The 15,893-nt window shown below is 71.6% G+C and carries 14 protein-coding genes; 8 read left to right on the top strand and 6 right to left on the bottom strand.

Annotated features, from left to right (window positions below):
- Positions 1-124 precede the first annotated feature (124 nt).
- Positions 125-1,984, bottom strand: a complete 1,860-nt coding sequence (locus AB0E85_RS28115; protein WP_361932658.1) for an AAA family ATPase — start codon at positions 1,982-1,984, stop codon at positions 125-127.
- A 431-nt stretch (positions 1,985-2,415) separates the two neighbouring features.
- Positions 2,416-3,072: a hypothetical protein gene (locus AB0E85_RS28120; protein ID WP_361932661.1), complete on the bottom strand. Its 657-nt coding sequence runs from the start codon at positions 3,070-3,072 to the stop codon at positions 2,416-2,418.
- Positions 3,073-3,266: 194 nt separating this feature from the next.
- On the opposite strand from AB0E85_RS28120, the gene AB0E85_RS28125 reads away from it, so the two are divergent.
- From AB0E85_RS28125 to AB0E85_RS28135, 3 genes are all read left to right on the top strand, one after another.
- The gene (locus AB0E85_RS28125) at positions 3,267-4,646 is read left to right on the top strand and encodes a peptidase C39 family protein (RefSeq protein ID WP_361932664.1); all 1,380 of its coding nucleotides are present in this window, start codon (positions 3,267-3,269) and stop codon (positions 4,644-4,646) included.
- 90 nt (positions 4,647-4,736) lie between these two features.
- A complete protein-coding gene (locus AB0E85_RS28130; RefSeq protein ID WP_361932667.1) occupies positions 4,737-4,877 on the top strand; it encodes an SCO1431 family membrane protein in 141 nt (46 codons plus the stop codon).
- Between the two features lie 75 nt (positions 4,878-4,952).
- Complete coding sequence (locus tag AB0E85_RS28135; RefSeq protein WP_361932670.1) at positions 4,953-5,609, top strand: TetR/AcrR family transcriptional regulator; 657 nt, start codon at positions 4,953-4,955, stop codon at positions 5,607-5,609.
- Positions 5,610-5,657: 48 nt separating this feature from the next.
- On the opposite strand, the gene AB0E85_RS28140 is transcribed toward AB0E85_RS28135, so the two are convergent.
- The gene (locus tag AB0E85_RS28140) at positions 5,658-6,923 is read right to left on the bottom strand and encodes a glycoside hydrolase family 18 protein (protein WP_361932673.1); all 1,266 of its coding nucleotides are present in this window, start codon (positions 6,921-6,923) and stop codon (positions 5,658-5,660) included.
- Between the two features lie 332 nt (positions 6,924-7,255).
- On the opposite strand from AB0E85_RS28140, the gene AB0E85_RS28145 reads away from it, so the two are divergent.
- The gene (locus AB0E85_RS28145; protein ID WP_361932676.1) at positions 7,256-8,428 is read left to right on the top strand and encodes an acyl-CoA dehydrogenase family protein; all 1,173 of its coding nucleotides are present in this window, start codon (positions 7,256-7,258) and stop codon (positions 8,426-8,428) included.
- A 376-nt stretch (positions 8,429-8,804) separates the two neighbouring features.
- On the opposite strand, the gene AB0E85_RS28150 is transcribed toward AB0E85_RS28145, so the two are convergent.
- Positions 8,805-9,236, bottom strand: a complete 432-nt coding sequence (locus AB0E85_RS28150; RefSeq protein WP_361932679.1) for a hypothetical protein — start codon at positions 9,234-9,236, stop codon at positions 8,805-8,807.
- A gap of 269 nt (positions 9,237-9,505) precedes the next feature.
- Between AB0E85_RS28150 and AB0E85_RS28155 the strand changes: the two genes are divergently transcribed.
- The 4 genes from AB0E85_RS28155 (at position 9,506) to fxsA (ending at position 13,646) form a co-directional block, all read left to right on the top strand.
- Entirely contained in the window at positions 9,506-9,946 is a 441-nt protein-coding gene (locus tag AB0E85_RS28155; RefSeq protein ID WP_004002750.1) for an Lrp/AsnC family transcriptional regulator, read from the top strand.
- Between the two features lie 96 nt (positions 9,947-10,042).
- A complete protein-coding gene (locus AB0E85_RS28160; protein ID WP_361932682.1) occupies positions 10,043-11,644 on the top strand; it encodes an amidohydrolase in 1,602 nt (533 codons plus the stop codon).
- Positions 11,645-12,178: 534 nt separating this feature from the next.
- Positions 12,179-12,982: a polyprenol monophosphomannose synthase gene (locus tag AB0E85_RS28165; RefSeq protein ID WP_361932685.1), complete on the top strand. Its 804-nt coding sequence runs from the start codon at positions 12,179-12,181 to the stop codon at positions 12,980-12,982.
- 88 nt (positions 12,983-13,070) lie between these two features.
- A complete protein-coding gene (gene fxsA / locus AB0E85_RS28170) occupies positions 13,071-13,646 on the top strand; it encodes an FxsA family membrane protein (protein ID WP_361932688.1) in 576 nt (191 codons plus the stop codon).
- 251 nt (positions 13,647-13,897) lie between these two features.
- Here the strand turns inward: fxsA and AB0E85_RS28175 are convergent, their stop codons facing one another.
- A complete protein-coding gene (locus tag AB0E85_RS28175) occupies positions 13,898-14,272 on the bottom strand; it encodes an RNA polymerase-binding protein RbpA (RefSeq protein ID WP_361932691.1) in 375 nt (124 codons plus the stop codon).
- Positions 14,273-14,538: 266 nt separating this feature from the next.
- On the bottom strand, positions 14,539-15,885 hold the full coding sequence (locus AB0E85_RS28180) for an MFS transporter (RefSeq protein WP_361932694.1): 1,347 nt from the start codon (positions 15,883-15,885) through the stop codon (positions 14,539-14,541).
- Positions 15,886-15,893 lie beyond the last annotated feature (8 nt).

The raw sequence follows: 15,893 nt of genomic DNA on the forward strand, positions 1-15,893 counted from the left end.
TCCCTCCCTCGCGCCCCCGCGGCGGGCTTGCGTGCGGCGGGGGGCGGCAGGGGTGGGCGCAGCGGCACCCCGCTCCGCCGGGTTGCCGCTGCGCCCACCCGACCTCAGCGGTAACGCCACTTCCTCACAGCGCCGATGGATTCCCTGGCCCCCGCCCCGACAAGACCTCCCCGTACGCCTGCATCAGATCCGGCAACCGCAACGTCGCCAGGTCGTCCCTGCCCAGCACGCCCGGGTAGACGGACAGCCGAAGATCCCGGTACGCGCAGCTCTTCTCGTACAGCGTCCGCAGGAACCGCCCGTTCCCCAGCTCGTCGATCCACCCCTGGTCCACCACGTGCCCCGCGATGGACCGCAGCTCGTCGAGGGACTCGTCGTCCCACAGGTCGCCGTTCTCCGCGGCGAGCACCTTGCCGATCTCGGTGAGTTCGAGCGGCCGGTACGAGGGGAAGTCGACGCGGGTGGTGAAACGGGACGACAGCCCGGGGTTCGCAGCGAGCAGGCGGTCCATGCCCTCCGGGTAGCCGGCCAGGATCACCACGAGGTGGTCGCGGTTGTCCTCCGCGCGCTTCAACAGCACCTGGAGGGCCTCGTCGCCGTACGCGTCCCCCTTGCCGTAGCCCGAGTTGGACAGGGAGTAGGCCTCGTCGACGAAGAGGACACCGCCGAGGGCCGAGTCGATCAGGTCGTTCGCCTTCACCGCCGTCTGCCCGAGGTACTCGCCGACCAGGTCGGCCCGCTGTGCCTCCACGAGATGGTCGCCGCCGAGCAGCCCGAGGGCGTAGAAGACGCGGCCGAGGATGCGGGCGACGGTGGTCTTGCCGGTGCCGGAGGGGCCCGAGAAGACGAAGTGGCGTTTCGGCGGCTGGACCGGAAGGCCCTGCCCGGCCCGCAGCCGCGCCATGTTCAGCTGCGCCGACAGCGCCTTGACCTGGCGCTTCACCGGCTCCAGACCCACCATGCGCTCCAGCTCGGCGAGCGCTTCCTCCAGTAACGCCGGGTCGGTCGGCCCGGCGGGCAGGGAGGGAACGGGGCCGGTGCGTTCGCGGACCGGGGGACCGGTCACCGGCGGCAGGGGAGCGATTGGCAGCTCGGGGTCGGGAAGCCTCAGGTCGCGCCCCTCGATGCCGAAGAGCGGATCGAACCCGTCCGGCCCGTCCACGGTGTCCTGGCCCGCGCCGGTGAGTGTGATCGACGCGAGGTCGGCGACGTCGTCGTACCCGTCGCCCTCCGCGATGGCGGCGAGCCGGGCGGAGGTGTCCATGAAGGCCGGGTCGACGCGGTGCACGGCCCGGTACAGGGGGAGCGCTGCGGCGCTGCGGCCCGTGCCCTCGTGCGCCCGGGCCAGCCAGTAGCGCAGCTCCTTGCGCTGCGGCTGCTCGCTGCGGCAGCGCATCAGCGCGGTGGACAGCAGCGGTTCGGCCTGGCCGTACATCTCCAGGCGGACCCGGGCCATGCCGCCGAACAGGCCGGCCTCGATGCCGAGCATCGGATCGCCGAGCAGCGGGTCGGTGTGGCGGACCAGCTGCTCCCAGTCCTTGACCAGGTAGGCGCGGCAGGCGTGCAGGAAGCGGACCTGGTGGTCGGTGTCGACGGGCGGCAACCCGGCGAGGGCCTGGTCCAGTTCGGGGACGTGGCGGCCGTCCAGCCAGTGGGAGGCGTGCGCGAGCAGCAGATCGCGGGGGCTCTCCAGCACCGGCTGCACCCACCAGCCCAGCCAGTACCAGGAGTTGAGCGTGCGGCGGTAGCGGGAGCGCTGCTCGCCGAAACGGTCCCGGTGCCGGAACATCCGCAGCAGCGCGGTCGTCGTGTCGACGCGCAGGGCGTGCAGCCCCAGCCAGCCGTCGGCCATCCCGGAGTCCATGCGCACGGCGGCGCGGAACTCCTCCTCCGCCTGCGGATACGCGCCCATGGTGTAGGCGTCCAGGCCTCGCAGCCAGGCGAGGTCGGCCGGGGCCTGAGGGCCCTGCGTGCCGAAGTCCATCACGTCCCCCACAAACCGTGCCCCCGTCGGTATGCCAACGAGCCGTCCCCCAGCCGGCCATGCCCTGCTCGAACCGCTGTGCCACGGACCGGAGTTGCACCGTGCGCGAAGCAACCGCCCGCAGGTCGCGACGAGGGCATCGTACCTGCGGGCGCGGCGCCCCCGTAGGGTGCAGCACGGGCCGTTCGGCGAGGTGGGGCGGACGCGGCGAACCCGCGCGCGGTGACCCAGGGTGAGCGTCCGGCGCCCCGCGGCGGCCGCACAACCGGAAGAAGGCAGAACGAAGCCCCCGATCACGGGGGAACAACCGGGGGCTTCGCGTCTGTGGGCGGCTCCGATGCCGCACATTGAGAACGTAAGACCTGTACGGCCCAGCGGTCAAGCCGAGTTGAAGCACTCCGGCAACTTGCCCCGCAAGCACCTTCACAAGTTCAGCACACAGCGGGCGGCCCGTCACCGTGCGTGAGGGGCAGGTCCGGTCCGGCGGTCCCGGCAGGTCCCGTGAGCACCTCGTATCCCTCATCTCGCTGCCGTACCAGGAGGTCGGCGAACGGGCGGGAGGGATCGTCGGCGAAATGCCGGCGCTCCGCGGGCACCCACCCGTCCCAGAACTCCCGCTGTTCCTCCCCGTCACGTGACCTTCCTCGTGCCCAGGCCTCCTCGCGTGGCAGCTCCATCCACAGCAGCAGGGCCAGGCGGGAGCGCAGCGCCCGGCGTCCGGCACCGACGCCCTCCACGAGCAGCACCGGGGCCGGCGGGAGAGGACGCGGCGTTCCGAAGCGGCGGGCCCGCCAGTCGTAGGGGGCGAAGTACGCGGTCCGGCCGTGGGAGAGCGGCTCGATCACCTGCTCCAGCAGCCGGCCGGTCCAGTCGAACAGCGCGTCGTGGCTGGCGATGTCGTCGAGACGCAGCACCGGCGCACCGCCCAGTGCCGCGGCCAACTGCTCGGCGAACGTGCTCTTTCCGGACCCGGCGTGCCCGTCGACGCCGACGAGCCGGACCGGCCCGCAGGAAGGGGAGAGGTGCCGGACGCGGACGGCCAGGTCGCGGACGGCGGGGCCGGGTGCGGGGCGGAAGGAGGGATTCATCTCGCTCAGCACTCTAACGACGGGAGCCGGAACGGACGCCACTGGTCGACGCCAATATTGGTGGGCGCGGCGCGCGTCGAAGTGCTGGCAGGACACGGCGGGCTGTGCTCATATGTGGCGCACGCACGGATACGACCGGCCGTGCACGGACCTGCCCCGCCCCTGCCCGACTCCGACATCCGGGGGTCCCCGCCATGCGCAGAGCCGAACCGCCCTCCCGCCGAACCCTCCTGGCCGCCGCGGTAGCCGCCGCCGTCACCGCGGGCGCGGGGCCGGCGGCCGCCGACCCCGAGGCCCCCGTGACGACCGACGCCACAGATCCCGCCCGGGCGCTCCCGGCCCGCACCGTCGACAACCGGGCCTGGGTCTCCTACGGCGACTGGCGCGGCGGCACCGCCAAGGGCACCGGGGCCGTCACCGGCACCCGACCGGGCCTGGTGATCGCGAAGCCCGCCGGAACCACCGCCTACCGGGATCCGCACACCGGCACGACCGCCGAGTGGCAGTACGGCACCTGGACGTCCCCCGTCCACCGGCTCGCCGTCCCCGCGACCGAGGCGATCGTCTCGTGGAACGCGCGCACCCCGGCCGGCACCTGGATCCAGATCGAGATCAAGGGCACCTACTCCGACGGCACCAGCACCCCCTGGTACGTGATGGCCCGCTGGGCGGCAGGCGACCAGGACATCCGGCGCACCTCGGTCGACGACCAGAGCGACGGCAGGAGCACCGTCTGGACCGACACCCTGGCGATCGACGACGCGTCCACCGGCCTGCGCCTCGCGTCGTACCGGCTGCGCCTGACCCTCTACCGCAAGCCCGGCACCAAGGCGACCCCCACCGTGTGGCGGCTCGGTGTCATGGGCTCCGACGTGCCCGACCGGTTCACCGTCCCGGCGTCCGTGCCCGGCCTCGCGAAGGAACTGGCCGTTCCGCGCTACTCGCAGGAGATCCACAAGGGCCGGTACCCCGAGTACGACAACGGCGGCGAGGCCTGGTGCAGCCCGACGTCCTCCCAGATGATCATCGAGTACTGGGGCGGCCGGCTCACCGACGGACAGTTGGCCTGGGTCGATCCTTCGTACGCCGACCCGCAGGTCTGCCACGCGGCCCGCTTCACCTACGACTACCAGTACGGGGGCTGCGGCAACTGGCCGTTCAACGCCGCCTACGCGGCCACGTTCAAGGACCTTCAGGGCGTGGTCACCCGGCTCGGCTCGCTCACCGGCCTGGAGACGCTGATCGCCGCGGGCATCCCGGCCATAACGTCCCAGTCGTTCCTCAAGGAGGAGCTCACGGGCGCCGGTTACGGCACCGCCGGGCACCTGATGACCGTCATCGGCTTCACCGCCGACGGCGACGTGATCGCCAACGACCCCTTCTCGGCGAGCAACGAGGCCGTGCGGCGCGTCTACCGGCGGCGCGAGTTCGAGAACATCTGGCTCCGGACCAAGCGGTACAACGCCTCCGGCAAGGTCGTCTCGGGCACCGGCGGCGTCTGCTACCTGTACTTCCCGGCCCGCCCGAGCGCGGCCCAGAGCAAGGCGCTGGCGGCCGTGGGCGTTCGCGTGTGAGCAAGCTCTCGGCCGCAAAAGCCACGTCCGGTGGCAAGGTGGACGGAACTCCGGGGGAGCCCGTCCGTACCACCGAATGAGCGAGAAGCCATGACCGCGCACTCAGCAACCGCCCCACGCGTCCGCACCGGCGGCCCTCGGGAAGACGGTCCGAAGGTCGTCGAGCACCTCATGGGCTGGGCCCTCGTCGTGGTCGTGGCGATGCTCGTGACCCAGCTGGGGCTGCTGTGACCTGACCCACGGACCGGGAGTGGGGCCTGCCATACTGCGGAGGTCCCACCCCGCCCGTTGAGACCAGGGTCGAAATTGAATATCAGCCCCCAGCCCGCCGCGCGTCCCAGGGCCCGCGGCACCGAGCGCTCGATGGCGCGCCGTGCCGAACTCATCGCCATCGGGCGGAGGTTGTTCGCCGACACGTCCTACGACGCCCTGTCGATGGACGACATCGCCCGGCAGGCACACGTCGCCAAGGGGTTGATCTACTACTACTTCCAGTCCAAGCGCGGCTACTACCTGGCCATCATTCAGGACTCGGTCACCGAGCTGCTCACCCTGGCCGCGAGCGGCATCGAACTGCCCCCGGTCGACCGGGTCCAGCGCACCATCGACAGCTATCTGCGCTACGCCGAGCACAACCAGGCCGCGTACCGCACGATCGTGAGCGGCGGGGTCGGGTTCGACACCGAGGTGCACGCCATCCGTGACGGAGTGCGCGAAGCCGTCGTGACCACCATCGCCGAGGGTGCGTACGGCCGTGCCGACGTCCCCGCGCTGGCACGGATGGGCCTGCTGTCCTGGGTGTGCAGTGTCGAGGGCGCCACGCTCGAATGGATCGACCGCCCCGAGCTGCCCCGCGACACCATGGGCGAGCTGCTGGTGAAGACCCTCGGTGGTGTCCTGCGCGCGATCGAGGAACTCGACCCCGCCCACCCGGCCCCGCAGCCCGCCCGCAGGGGCGCATGAGAAGGGGGCGGAGGGTCCGCCGCGGACCTCCGCCCCTCGCTCGGCGTGCTACCGGATGGCCTTGATCAGCTCACCGCTGGACGTGTCGCCGCTCAGCTCCCAGAAGAACGTGCCGCCCAGGCCCTGCTGGTTCTTGTAGTTCATCTTGGTGCCGATGGTCGCCGGGGTGTCGTAACTCCACCAGTTGCCGCCGCACTTGGCGTACGCCGTGCCGGCCACCGTCCCCGTCGCCGGGCACGTGCTCTTGAGCACCTTGTAGTCCTCGATGCCCTGCTCGTACGTGCCCGCCGCCGGGCCGGTCGCGGTGCCGCCGGGGGCCGCCTGGGTGACGCCCGTCCAGCCGCGGCCGTAGAAGCCGATGCCGAGCAGCAGCTTCGACGCGGGGATGCCGAGGCCCTTGAGCTTGGCGATGGTCGCCGAGCTGTGGTTGTCCGCCTTGGGGATGCCGGAGTACGAGGTCAGCGGCGAGTGCGGGGCCGTCGGACCGGTCGCGTCCCAGGCGCCGAAGAAGTCGTACGTCATCGGGTTGTACCAGTCGACGTACCGGGCGGCGCCCGCGTAGTCGGCCGCGTCGATCTTGCCACCCGGGGTGGCGTCGGCGGTGATCGCCGCGGTCACGAGGTTCCGCTGGCCGAACTTGGCCCGCAGTGCCTGCATCAGGTTCCTGAAGGCGGCCTTGCCGCTGGTGTCGCAGGTGGCGCCGCAGGCGTTCGGGTACTCCCAGTCGATGTCGATGCCGTCGAACACATCGGCCCACTTGGAGTTCTCGACGAGGTCGTAGCAGGACTGGGCGAAGGTGGCCGGGTTCTTCGCGGCCTCACCGAAGCCGCCCGACCAGGTCCAGCCGCCGAAGGACCACAGGACCTTGAGATCCGGGTGCTTCTGCTTCAGCTTGCGCAGCTGGTTGAAGTTGCCGCGCAGCGGCTGGTCCCAGGTGTCGGCCTTGCCGTCGACGGACTCGGCGGCGGTGTAGGCCCGGTCGGTGGCGGCGTAGCCGTCGCCCATGGCGCACTTGCCGCCGGTGACGTTGCCGAAGGCGTAGTTGATGTGGGTGAGCCTGCTGCCGGATCCGGACGTCTCGATGTTCTTGACGTAGTACTTGCGGTCGTAGGTGCCCCATTCGGTGAAGTACCCGATGACCTTGGAACCGGCAGCCCGGGCGCCGGGAGCGGCCTTCGAACCGGCGGCGGCCTCCTGAGCCGAGGTCGCCGCGGTGGCGGAAGTGCCCGCGCCGGCCAGCAGACCGGCGCCGAGGACGGCGCAGCAGGCCGCGGACACGATGGCCCGGAAGCGGGAACGGTGGGGGGTGTGCATCCGGTGTCTCCTCGTGGGGAGAGGGGAACGCGCGCCGATTGGCATGAACGCGGTGAATCGGTGGAGCGAAACAGTAGGAGGACTAGACCAGTCGGGTCAATGGTTCGGACCAATTTCGCCGTCTCGGACACCCTCGGCCTATTCTTGAAGTGAGCGGTCGTTAACTGGTGACGGGATGCCTCCGATCGGGCATACTCACAGCGCACAGCCGCTGGTCAGCAGCTCCCGAGACCCGGGAGTGCAAGCATCGGCCAGGCACCAGAACGACCCGGCGGCGCCGCCCCCACCCATGGGCCCGTCCGCCAGTGCCCGACAGGGAGGAGAGCGTCGCCATGCCCGACCGCGCCCCGCAGCCGGTGGACCGACAACTGCCCACGGAGGAGGCCCGGGACCTGATCTCACTCGTCCGCGACATCGCGCAGCAGGAGATCACCCCGAAGGCTGCCGAGGAGGAGGACGCCGGCCGGTTCCCGCGCGAGCTGTTCAGCCTGCTCTCCCGCTCCGGACTGCTCGGACTGCCGTACGACTCCGAGTACGGCGGCGGTGACCAGCCCTACGAGGTCTACCTCCAGGTCCTGGAGGAGCTCGCCGCGGCCCGCCTCACCGTCGGCCTCGGCGTCAGCGTCCACTCCCTGGCCTCCTACGCGCTCGCCGCCTACGGCACGAAGGAGCAGCAGGTCGAGCACCTGCCCGCGATGCTCGGGGGCGGCCTGCTCGGCGCCTACTGCCTCTCCGAGCCGCACTCGGGCTCGGACGCGGCGGCCCTGCGCACCAAGGCCGTCCGGGACGGCGACGACTGGGTGATCACCGGCACCAAGGCCTGGATCACGCACGGCGGCATCGCGGACTTCTACACGGTGATGGCGCGCACCGGCGAGGAAGGCCCGCGCGGGATCACCGCGTTCCTGGTGCCAGGCGACGCCGAGGGGCTGAGCGCCGCGGTGCCGGAGAAGAAGATGGGCATGAAGGGCTCGCCCACCGCGCAGGTCCACTTCGACGGCGTCCGCGTCCCGGACGACCGCCGCATCGGCGAGGAGGGGCAGGGCTTCGCGATCGCCCTGTCGTCGCTCGACTCGGGGCGGCTCGGTATCTCGGCGTGCGCGATCGGTGTGGCGCAGGCCGCGCTCGACGAGGCGCTCGCCTACGCGGCCGAAAGGCGCCAGTTCGGCAAGCCGATCGCCGACTTCCAGGGACTGCGGTTCATGCTCGCCGACATGGCGACGCAGATCGAGGCGGGCCGCGCGCTCTACCTCGCGGCGGCGCGGCTGAAGGACGCGGGCCGGCCGTTCGCACGGCAGGCCGCCATGGCCAAGCTGCACTGCACCGACACGGCGATGCGGGTCACCACCGACGCCGTGCAGATCCTCGGCGGCTACGGCTACACCGCCGACTTCCCGGCCGAGCGCTACATGCGCGAGGCCAAGGTGCTGCAGATCGTGGAGGGCACCAACCAGATCCAGCGGATGGTCATCGCCCGCCATCTCGTGGGTCCAGAGGGACGCTGAACTGGTCGAGGCCCCGCCAGGGGGCCGCGAGCCGCATCCACTCCGGGTCGTGCCGGCCCGGAAGGGTGCGGCCGCCCTCGGCCCAGGTCCGCATCAAGTCGCGGTAGATCGGCGGGTCCTGATAGCGGGGCGGAGCCGGCCGAACCGATTCTGCGGGCGGCGGGACGTACAGGAGGCGCTGACGCCCGGTCGCTGAGGAGATGGGGGTCATACCAGGGCAACGCGGCAGAGCCCGGACAGGTCACCGGATGACGGAATCGGGCGTTCGTTCAATGCCGCACACGGCTCCGGACACACCGAACCGCACCACGGCGATCCGCGAGCCGCGGTGCGGTTCAGCTACGGGAGTGGAGCGAACGGGCGGGAGGGCCCGCGCTCAGGCCGCGCGGCGCATGACCGGAACCCTGATGGGCCGTGAGCCCGGGCCGCCGACGTGCGAGAAGGGCTGGGTCCGCCAGTCGAGCCCCTGAGGGAGCGTCAACAGCAGTGCGGTGTCCTGCTCCTGAGGTTCCGTGGACTCGTCCGCGGCGCGGGCGTCCGTGGCCCGGCGGCCGGTCCCGGCGCAGACGGTGAGCCCGAAGGGGTTCCACGGCGAGGCGCACAGCGCGTGCTCCGGCAGAACCTCCTCGTCCGCCAGCAGGGCGATGGGCTGCGCGCAGTCCGGGCAGACGACCCGGAACATCTCGAACGTGTCGTAGGCGTCGAGTTCGTCGTCGAAGGCGTCGGGTTCGACGCCCTCCGGCTCGGGCTCGACGACGAGCTGCTGCCGCTTGGGTGCGGTGCGACCAGGGCGCTTAAGACTCTGCATTGGGTTCTCCCCCTCGGACTGGGCCGTAACAGGCGCTGCGGCCTCGGCCACAGCAAGCACTTCCCGTCGCCCCTGGGCGGTAATCACGAGAACATTACGGAGACTGTTCGAGGCCTGTGGCGTTCGTCACATGCCCCGTGCAGGTGTCCACTGCGGCGCATTTGTCCCCCGGACGGCTGACAGTCGGCTTCCGGCCACATCACGAAGCGGGCATGACCTGGGCTGCTCAGGTATCCGAGGAGATCAACCGCCCTGTAGGTTCTTGCGCCATGGAGGAGCTGGACCGACAGATCGTGCAGCTGCTCGTCAAGGACGGGCGGATGAGCTACACCGACCTGGGCAAGGCCACGGGGCTGTCCACGTCGGCCGTGCATCAGCGGGTGCGGCGGCTGGAGCAGCGGGGTGTCATCCGGGGCTATGCCGCGGTCGTCGACCCGGAGGCCGTGGGGCTGCCGATGACGGCGTTCATCTCGGTGAAACCGTTCGATCCCAGCGCGCCGGACGACATCGCGGACCGGCTGGCCGGCGTGCCCGAGATCGAGGCGTGCCACAGTGTCGCGGGCGACGAGAACTACATCCTCAAGGTGCGGGTGGCGACGCCGCACGAGCTGGAGGAGCTGCTGGCCCGGCTGCGGTCCTTGGCCGGGGTGTCCACCCGGACGACGGTGGTGCTGTCCACGCCGTACGAGGCGCGACCGCCGCGGATCTGAACGCCGGTTGCCGGGTGCGGGGCGCGCGGTGGCGTTCGCGCGGTTCCCCGCGCCCCTGATTCAGGCGTCACCCCGGCCCCTGTGAGACTGTGCTCCATGAGTGAGTCCACCGCCCCGCCCAAGACCGTTCTTCTCCGCCGTGGAGAGGTCCACAGCCCCGCCGACCCCTTCGCCACCGCGATGGTCGTGGAGCGGGGACAGATCGCCTGGGTGGGGTCCGAAGGGGCCGCCGACGCCTTCGCGGACGGGGTCGACGAGGTCGTCGATCTCGACGGAGCGCTGGTCACTCCGGCGTTCACGGACGCGCACGTGCACACCACCGCCACCGGGCTCGCCCTCACCGGACTCGATCTGTCCGGCGCCCCCTCCCTCGAAGCCGCCCTCGCCCTCGTCCGGGACTTCGCCGCCGCGCGTCCGGGCGACCGCGTCCTGCTCGGGCACGGGTGGGACGCCGCCCGCTGGCCCGGAGGGCGGCCGCCGACGCGGGCCGAACTCGACGAGGCCACCGGGCACCGGCCCCTCTACCTCAGCCGGATCGACGTCCACTCGGCGGTCGTGAGCTCCGCCCTGCTCGACCTGGTCCCCGAGGTCACCCGTGCGGACGGTCCGCTCACCGCGGACGCCCACCACGCCGTGCGGGGCGCGGCGTTCGCCGCCGTGACGCCGCACCAGCGCACGCAGGCGCAGCGTGCCGCCCTCGCGCACGCCGTCTCGCTCGGGATCGGCACGCTCCACGAGTGCGCCGGGCCCGAGATCTCCTCCGAGGACGACTTCACCGGCCTGCTGCGCCTCGCGGGCGAGGAGCCCGGGCCGCGGGTCGTCGGCTACTGGGCCGAGCAGGACGCCGCCAAGGCGCGGGAGCTGGGCGCGGCCGGCGCCGCGGGGGACCTGTTCGTCGACGGCGCCCTCGGCTCGCACACGGCGTGTCTGCACCAGCCGTACGCCGACGCCGCGCACACCGGCATCGGCTACCTGGACGCCGACGCGGTCGCGGCGCACGTCGTGGCGTGCACGGAGGCGGGTCTGCAGGCCGGTTTCCACGCCATCGGCGACGCCGCCGTGGACACCGTGGTGGAGGGCGTGCGCGCCGCCGCCGAGAAGCTCGGGCTCGGCCGGATCCGGGCCGCCCGGCACCGTGTCGAGCACGCCGAGATGCTCACCCCGGAGAGTGTCGCCGCCTTCGCCGAACTCGGCCTCACCGCTTCCGTGCAGCCCGCCTTCGACGCCCTGTGGGGCGGCGAGGACGGCATGTACGCGCAGCGGCTCGGCAAGGAGCGGGCCCGGGCCCTGAACCCCTTCGCGGCCCTGCTGCGCGCCGGTGTCCCGCTCGCGTTCGGCTCCGACAGCCCGGTCACCCCGCTCGACCCGTGGGGCACGGTCCGGGCCGCCGCCTTCCACCGCACGCCGGAGCACCGCGTCTCGGTGCGCGCCGCGTTCACGGCGCACACGCGCGGCGGCTGGCGGGCCGTCGGACGGGACGACGCGGGCGTGCTGGTCCCCGGCGCCCCCGCCGACTACGCCGTCTGGCGCACCGGCGAACTCGTCGTCCAGGCCCCGGACGACCGCGTCGCCCGCTGGTCGACGGACCCCCGCTCCGGCACCCCGGGGCTGCCCGACCTCACTCCGGGCCGCGACCTGCCCGTCTGTCTGCGCACCGTCGTGGGCGGACGCACGGTCTTCGTAGGGCCGGGCGAGTGATCTACGGGGGTGGCGCGCATGAAGTCGTGCGCTGCGCCCCCGGCGCGCGACCTGCGCATCCTCGGCCCTGACCAGGGCATTGCCACAAGATGCGCAGGTCGGACGGCTGTTGACAGGCGGCCGCAGGAGGCCGGTAGGTTCGTCCGAGTCCACCACCGGACGCCCGACCGGGGAATGTCCGAGCACTCGCCGCGGCGCCGCCGGGTCAGGGACGGTGTGCCGCACCGGGGCACCGCCACTGGGAGCCAGGCTCAGGCCGGCGCAGCGCCGAGGGAACGTTCCGGCCGGTCGGGGAGGTGTGACCCGGGTGGGGCCCGGGCGCTCAGTAGACAACGGCTCTCGGTCGATCCGCAGCCGGCGGATCCCAGGCCGGCCCGAAGGGCACCGGGCCCCCATCCGCCGTACGCGCACACCCGGAGGCGCGCTCTTACCCGCGTCTTGCGGATTCGACACCACGATTCGAACGCCCTGTCACGTCATCGCAGGCCGGGCCCACTATGGTGGACCCCTGCGTATGAAGATGAAGGGGCAGCAGTGAACGACGGCGACGGAACCCTCCCGGCAGAAGCCCAGGTGAGGAAGTTCGGCCCGCTCGGTACGGCCTTGGTGATCATCCCGACCTACAACGAGGCGGAGAACATCAAGAGCATCGTCGGCCGGGTACGCAAGGCCGTCCCCGAGGCACATGTGCTCGTGGCCGACGACAACAGCCCCGACGGCACGGGCAAGCTCGCCGACGAAGTGGCCGTCGAGGACGACCACGTCCACGTGCTGCACCGCAAGGGCAAGGAGGGCCTGGGCGCCGCCTACCTCGCGGGCTTCCACTGGGGCCTGGAGCGCGGCTACGGCGTGCTGATCGAGATGGACGCCGACGGCTCCCACCAGCCCGAGGAACTGCCCCGCCTGCTCACCGCCCTCAAGAGCGCCGACCTGGTGCTGGGCTCGCGCTGGGTGCCGGGCGGCCGGGTGGTGAACTGGCCGAAGTCCCGCGAGGTGATCTCCCGGGGCGGCAGCCTCTACTCCAGGCTCGCGCTCGACCTGCCGCTGCGGGACATCACCGGCGGCTACCGCGCCTTCCGACGCGAGACCCTGGAGGGCCTCGGCCTCGACGAGGTCGCCTCACAGGGGTACTGCTTCCAGGTCGACCTCGCCCGCCGCGCGGTCCGGGCCGGCTACCACGTGGTCGAGGTGCCCATCACCTTCGTCGAACGCGAACTCGGCGACTCCAAGATGAGCCGCGACATCCTCGTCGAGGCGCTGTGGCGCGTCACGGCCTGGGGCGTGGGGGAACGGGTCGGCAAGGTCACGGGGCGCGGCGGCAAGCCCTCCAAGCCGTAGCCGCGCGCTCCGTCGGGGGCAGCCGCTCACAGGAACAGCTGATGGCGGCCTTATCCCGTGCTGAGCCGGGGCCAGGCACACTGGAGACATGACGACAGGCGCTCAGACCCCGCTGCCCCCTGCCCGGCCCCAGCGCTCCCGGTTGCGTACGTTCCTGCCGCTGGGGATCGCCGCGTGGTTCGTGCTGGAGATATGGCTGCTCACCCTGGTCGCGGGGGCGACGAGCGGGCTGGTGGTCTTCCTCGTCCTGCTGGCGGGGCTCGTCCTCGGCTCGGTCGTCATCAAGCGGGCCGGCCGGCGGGCCTTCCGCAAGCTCTCCGAGGCGCTGCAACAGCAGCAGCGCGGTGTGATGCCCGACGCGGCCCGCCCGGGCAGCGAGGGCAACGGCCTGATGATGCTCGGCGGCCTGCTCCTGATCATCCCCGGCCTGGCGTCCGACGCCGTGGGCCTGCTCCTGCTGCTGCCGCCCGTCCAGAAGATCGTGAGCCGCTCGGCGGAGCGCACGTTCGAGCGCAAGCTGCGGGAGGCCCGCCCGGGCACCCTGGGCGGTGCCTTCCAGCAGGCCCGGATGCACCAGCCCGACGGCAAGGTCGTTCAGGGCGAGGTCATCAGGGACGAGCCCGGGAACGCTCCGCAGCCGCCCCGCCCGCCGCTCACGCACTGAGCCGCCGGGCCCGGGCGCACGCCCGCCCGGGCACCGGGCACGCGGAAGACCCGTGCACCGGACACGCGCGAGACCGTGCACCGGACACGCGCGAGACCGTGCACCGGACACGCGCGAGACCGTGCACCGGACACGCGCCCGTCGGACACGCGCCCGTGCGGCGAACACACAGAAGACCGCGGGCGCCGTACTTCTCGTACGGCGCCCGCGGTCTTCTGATGCGCTGTTACTTCGGCCAGGCCCTTGCGGGGCTATGCCGACTTGCGGCTGTCACGGGGATGAACAGCGATGTTCATCGCACCGGATCGCAGAACCGCCAGGCGCTCCTCGAGGACCTCTTCGAGTTCCTCGCGGGTGCGCCGCTCCATCAGCATGTCCCAGTGCGTACGCGCGGGCTTGCCCTTCTTCTCTTCAGGGATATCGCCGTCCACGAGGAGTGCCTGGGCCCCACAGACCTTGCACTCCCACTCCGGCGGGATCTCCGCCTCGACCGAGAAGGGCATCTCGAAGCGGTGCCCCTTCTCGCATGCGTACTCCACGGCCTGGCGCGGGGCCAGGTCGATGCCGCGGTCCGTCTCGTAGCTGGTCACCACGAGGCGCGTGCCGCGAAGAGCTCGCTCACTCATGAATCGTGCCTCCCGGGCTTGTCGCCCACAGGACAGGTGTCGCTGTCGTCGTCATCCGGTCAACGTCCGGTCGGCGGTAAAGATTCCCGTTCCGAGTCCCGTTCCGGGTCATGCGTCGCCGTCGTAGCCGCCCTTGTTGTACCCACCAGCGCCCGGTTTGTCACATCTGATAGCAGATATAACCCAGCGTTTCGGCATCTTTGACGCGCAGTAACGGTCCGCCTGGCAGGCCAAACGCGTACACTACAGCCCTTTCGCTCCGAGTGCTAAATCCTCTCCGGAACCGGATTCCCCGCTTCGCCGATCGCACGCCGCACCGGAACCCGCGCGAGCAGGGCGAAGCCGAGAACGAAGAAGGCCACCAGCGAGATGATCGCGTCCCGGTAGCTCCCGGTCAGCTGGTAGGTGACGCCGAACAGCAGCGGCCCGAGCCAGCTCATGCCGCGGTCGCTCATCTCGTACGCCGAGAAGTATTCGGCCTCCTTGCCCGGCGGGATCAGATGGGAGAACAGCGAGCGGGACAGCGCCTGGCTGCCGCCCAGGACCAGGCCGATCCCGGCGGCCAGGACGAAGAACCACACCGGCGCCCCGGCAGGCAGGAAGTACCCGGCCGCCAGCGTCACCGTCCACGCGACCAGGGAGCCGAGGATCGTGCGCTTGGCCCCGTAGACCCGGGCCAGCCGGCCCATGGTCAGCGCGCCCGCCACCGCCAGCACCTGCACCAGCAGCACGGCACCGATGAGGGTGGACTGCCCGAGGCCGAGTTCCTCGGAGCCGTAGACAGAGGCCTGGGAGATCACCGTCTGGATGCCGTCGTTGTAGACGAGGTAGGCGAGCAGGAAGGCCAGCGTCAGCGGGTGGCGGCGCATGTCGCGGACGGTCGCCGCGAGCTGCTTGAAGCCCGGCAGGGCCGCCTCCCGCCCGGCCGTCCTGCGGTCGCGCAGCCGCCGCAGCGGGATGAGTGCGAACGCACCCCACCACAGACCGGCCGAGGCCAGGCAGATACGGACCGCCATGCTCTCGGAGAGGCCGAAAGCGTCGTGCCCCGTGTAGAGGACCAGGTTCGCGACGAGGACCAGCGAACCCGCCGCGTAACCGAAGGCCCAGCCGCGGGAGGAGACGGCGTCCCGCTGCTCGGGCGGGGCGATCTGCGGCAGGTAGGAGTTGTAGAGCATCATCGCCACGGACTGCGCGGCGTTCGCGATGATCAGGAGGGCCCCGCCCAGCAGGTAGCGATCGCCGTCCAGGAAGAACATGGCCGCCGTGGCCGTGGCGCCCGTGTAGGCGGCGGCCGCGAGCAGGGGCTTCTTGCGGCCGGTGCGGTCGGCGGCGGCGCCCACCAGCGGCATCACCAGCACGGCCACGATCACCGACAGGGACACCGAGTAGGCGAAGAAGGAGCCGGCCCGCACCGGGATGCCGAGGGGGTGGACGTACCCTTCGGCGTCCGCGGCCGACTTGGCGACCGAGGTCAGATAGGGGCCGAGGAACACGGTCAGCACGCTCGTCGAGTAGACGGAGCAGGCCCAGTCGTAGAAGTACCAGCCGCGCTGCTCGCGCCTCAGCTCCGCCGACCCGTCGGCCGGCGGTGTCCGCACGGTGTCGTTGCCCACCCCTGCCC

Source organism: Streptomyces sp. NPDC029044 (genome assembly GCF_040637495.1).
Taxonomy (GTDB): domain Bacteria; phylum Actinomycetota; class Actinomycetes; order Streptomycetales; family Streptomycetaceae; genus Streptomyces.

What these genes read in the sequence shown, in the direction of transcription:
- AB0E85_RS28150 (WP_361932679.1), bottom strand. Translation starts at nt 9,236, where the DNA reads ATGCAGAGTCTTAAGCGCCCTGGTCGCACCGCACCCAAGCGGCAGCAG.
- AB0E85_RS28120 (WP_361932661.1), bottom strand. Translation starts at nt 3,072, where the DNA reads ATGAATCCCTCCTTCCGCCCCGCACCCGGCCCCGCCGTCCGCGACCTG.
- AB0E85_RS28125 (WP_361932664.1), top strand. Translation starts at nt 3,267, where the DNA reads ATGCGCAGAGCCGAACCGCCCTCCCGCCGAACCCTCCTGGCCGCCGCG.
- AB0E85_RS28175 (WP_361932691.1), bottom strand. Translation starts at nt 14,272, where the DNA reads ATGAGTGAGCGAGCTCTTCGCGGCACGCGCCTCGTGGTGACCAGCTAC.
- fxsA (WP_361932688.1), top strand. Translation starts at nt 13,071, where the DNA reads ATGACGACAGGCGCTCAGACCCCGCTGCCCCCTGCCCGGCCCCAGCGC.
- AB0E85_RS28160 (WP_361932682.1), top strand. Translation starts at nt 10,043, where the DNA reads ATGAGTGAGTCCACCGCCCCGCCCAAGACCGTTCTTCTCCGCCGTGGA.
- AB0E85_RS28115 (WP_361932658.1), bottom strand. Translation starts at nt 1,984, where the DNA reads ATGGACTTCGGCACGCAGGGCCCTCAGGCCCCGGCCGACCTCGCCTGG.
- AB0E85_RS28155 (WP_004002750.1), top strand. Translation starts at nt 9,506, where the DNA reads ATGGAGGAGCTGGACCGACAGATCGTGCAGCTGCTCGTCAAGGACGGG.
- AB0E85_RS28140 (WP_361932673.1), bottom strand. Translation starts at nt 6,923, where the DNA reads ATGCACACCCCCCACCGTTCCCGCTTCCGGGCCATCGTGTCCGCGGCC.
- AB0E85_RS28145 (WP_361932676.1), top strand. Translation starts at nt 7,256, where the DNA reads ATGCCCGACCGCGCCCCGCAGCCGGTGGACCGACAACTGCCCACGGAG.
- AB0E85_RS28130 (WP_361932667.1), top strand. Translation starts at nt 4,737, where the DNA reads ATGACCGCGCACTCAGCAACCGCCCCACGCGTCCGCACCGGCGGCCCT.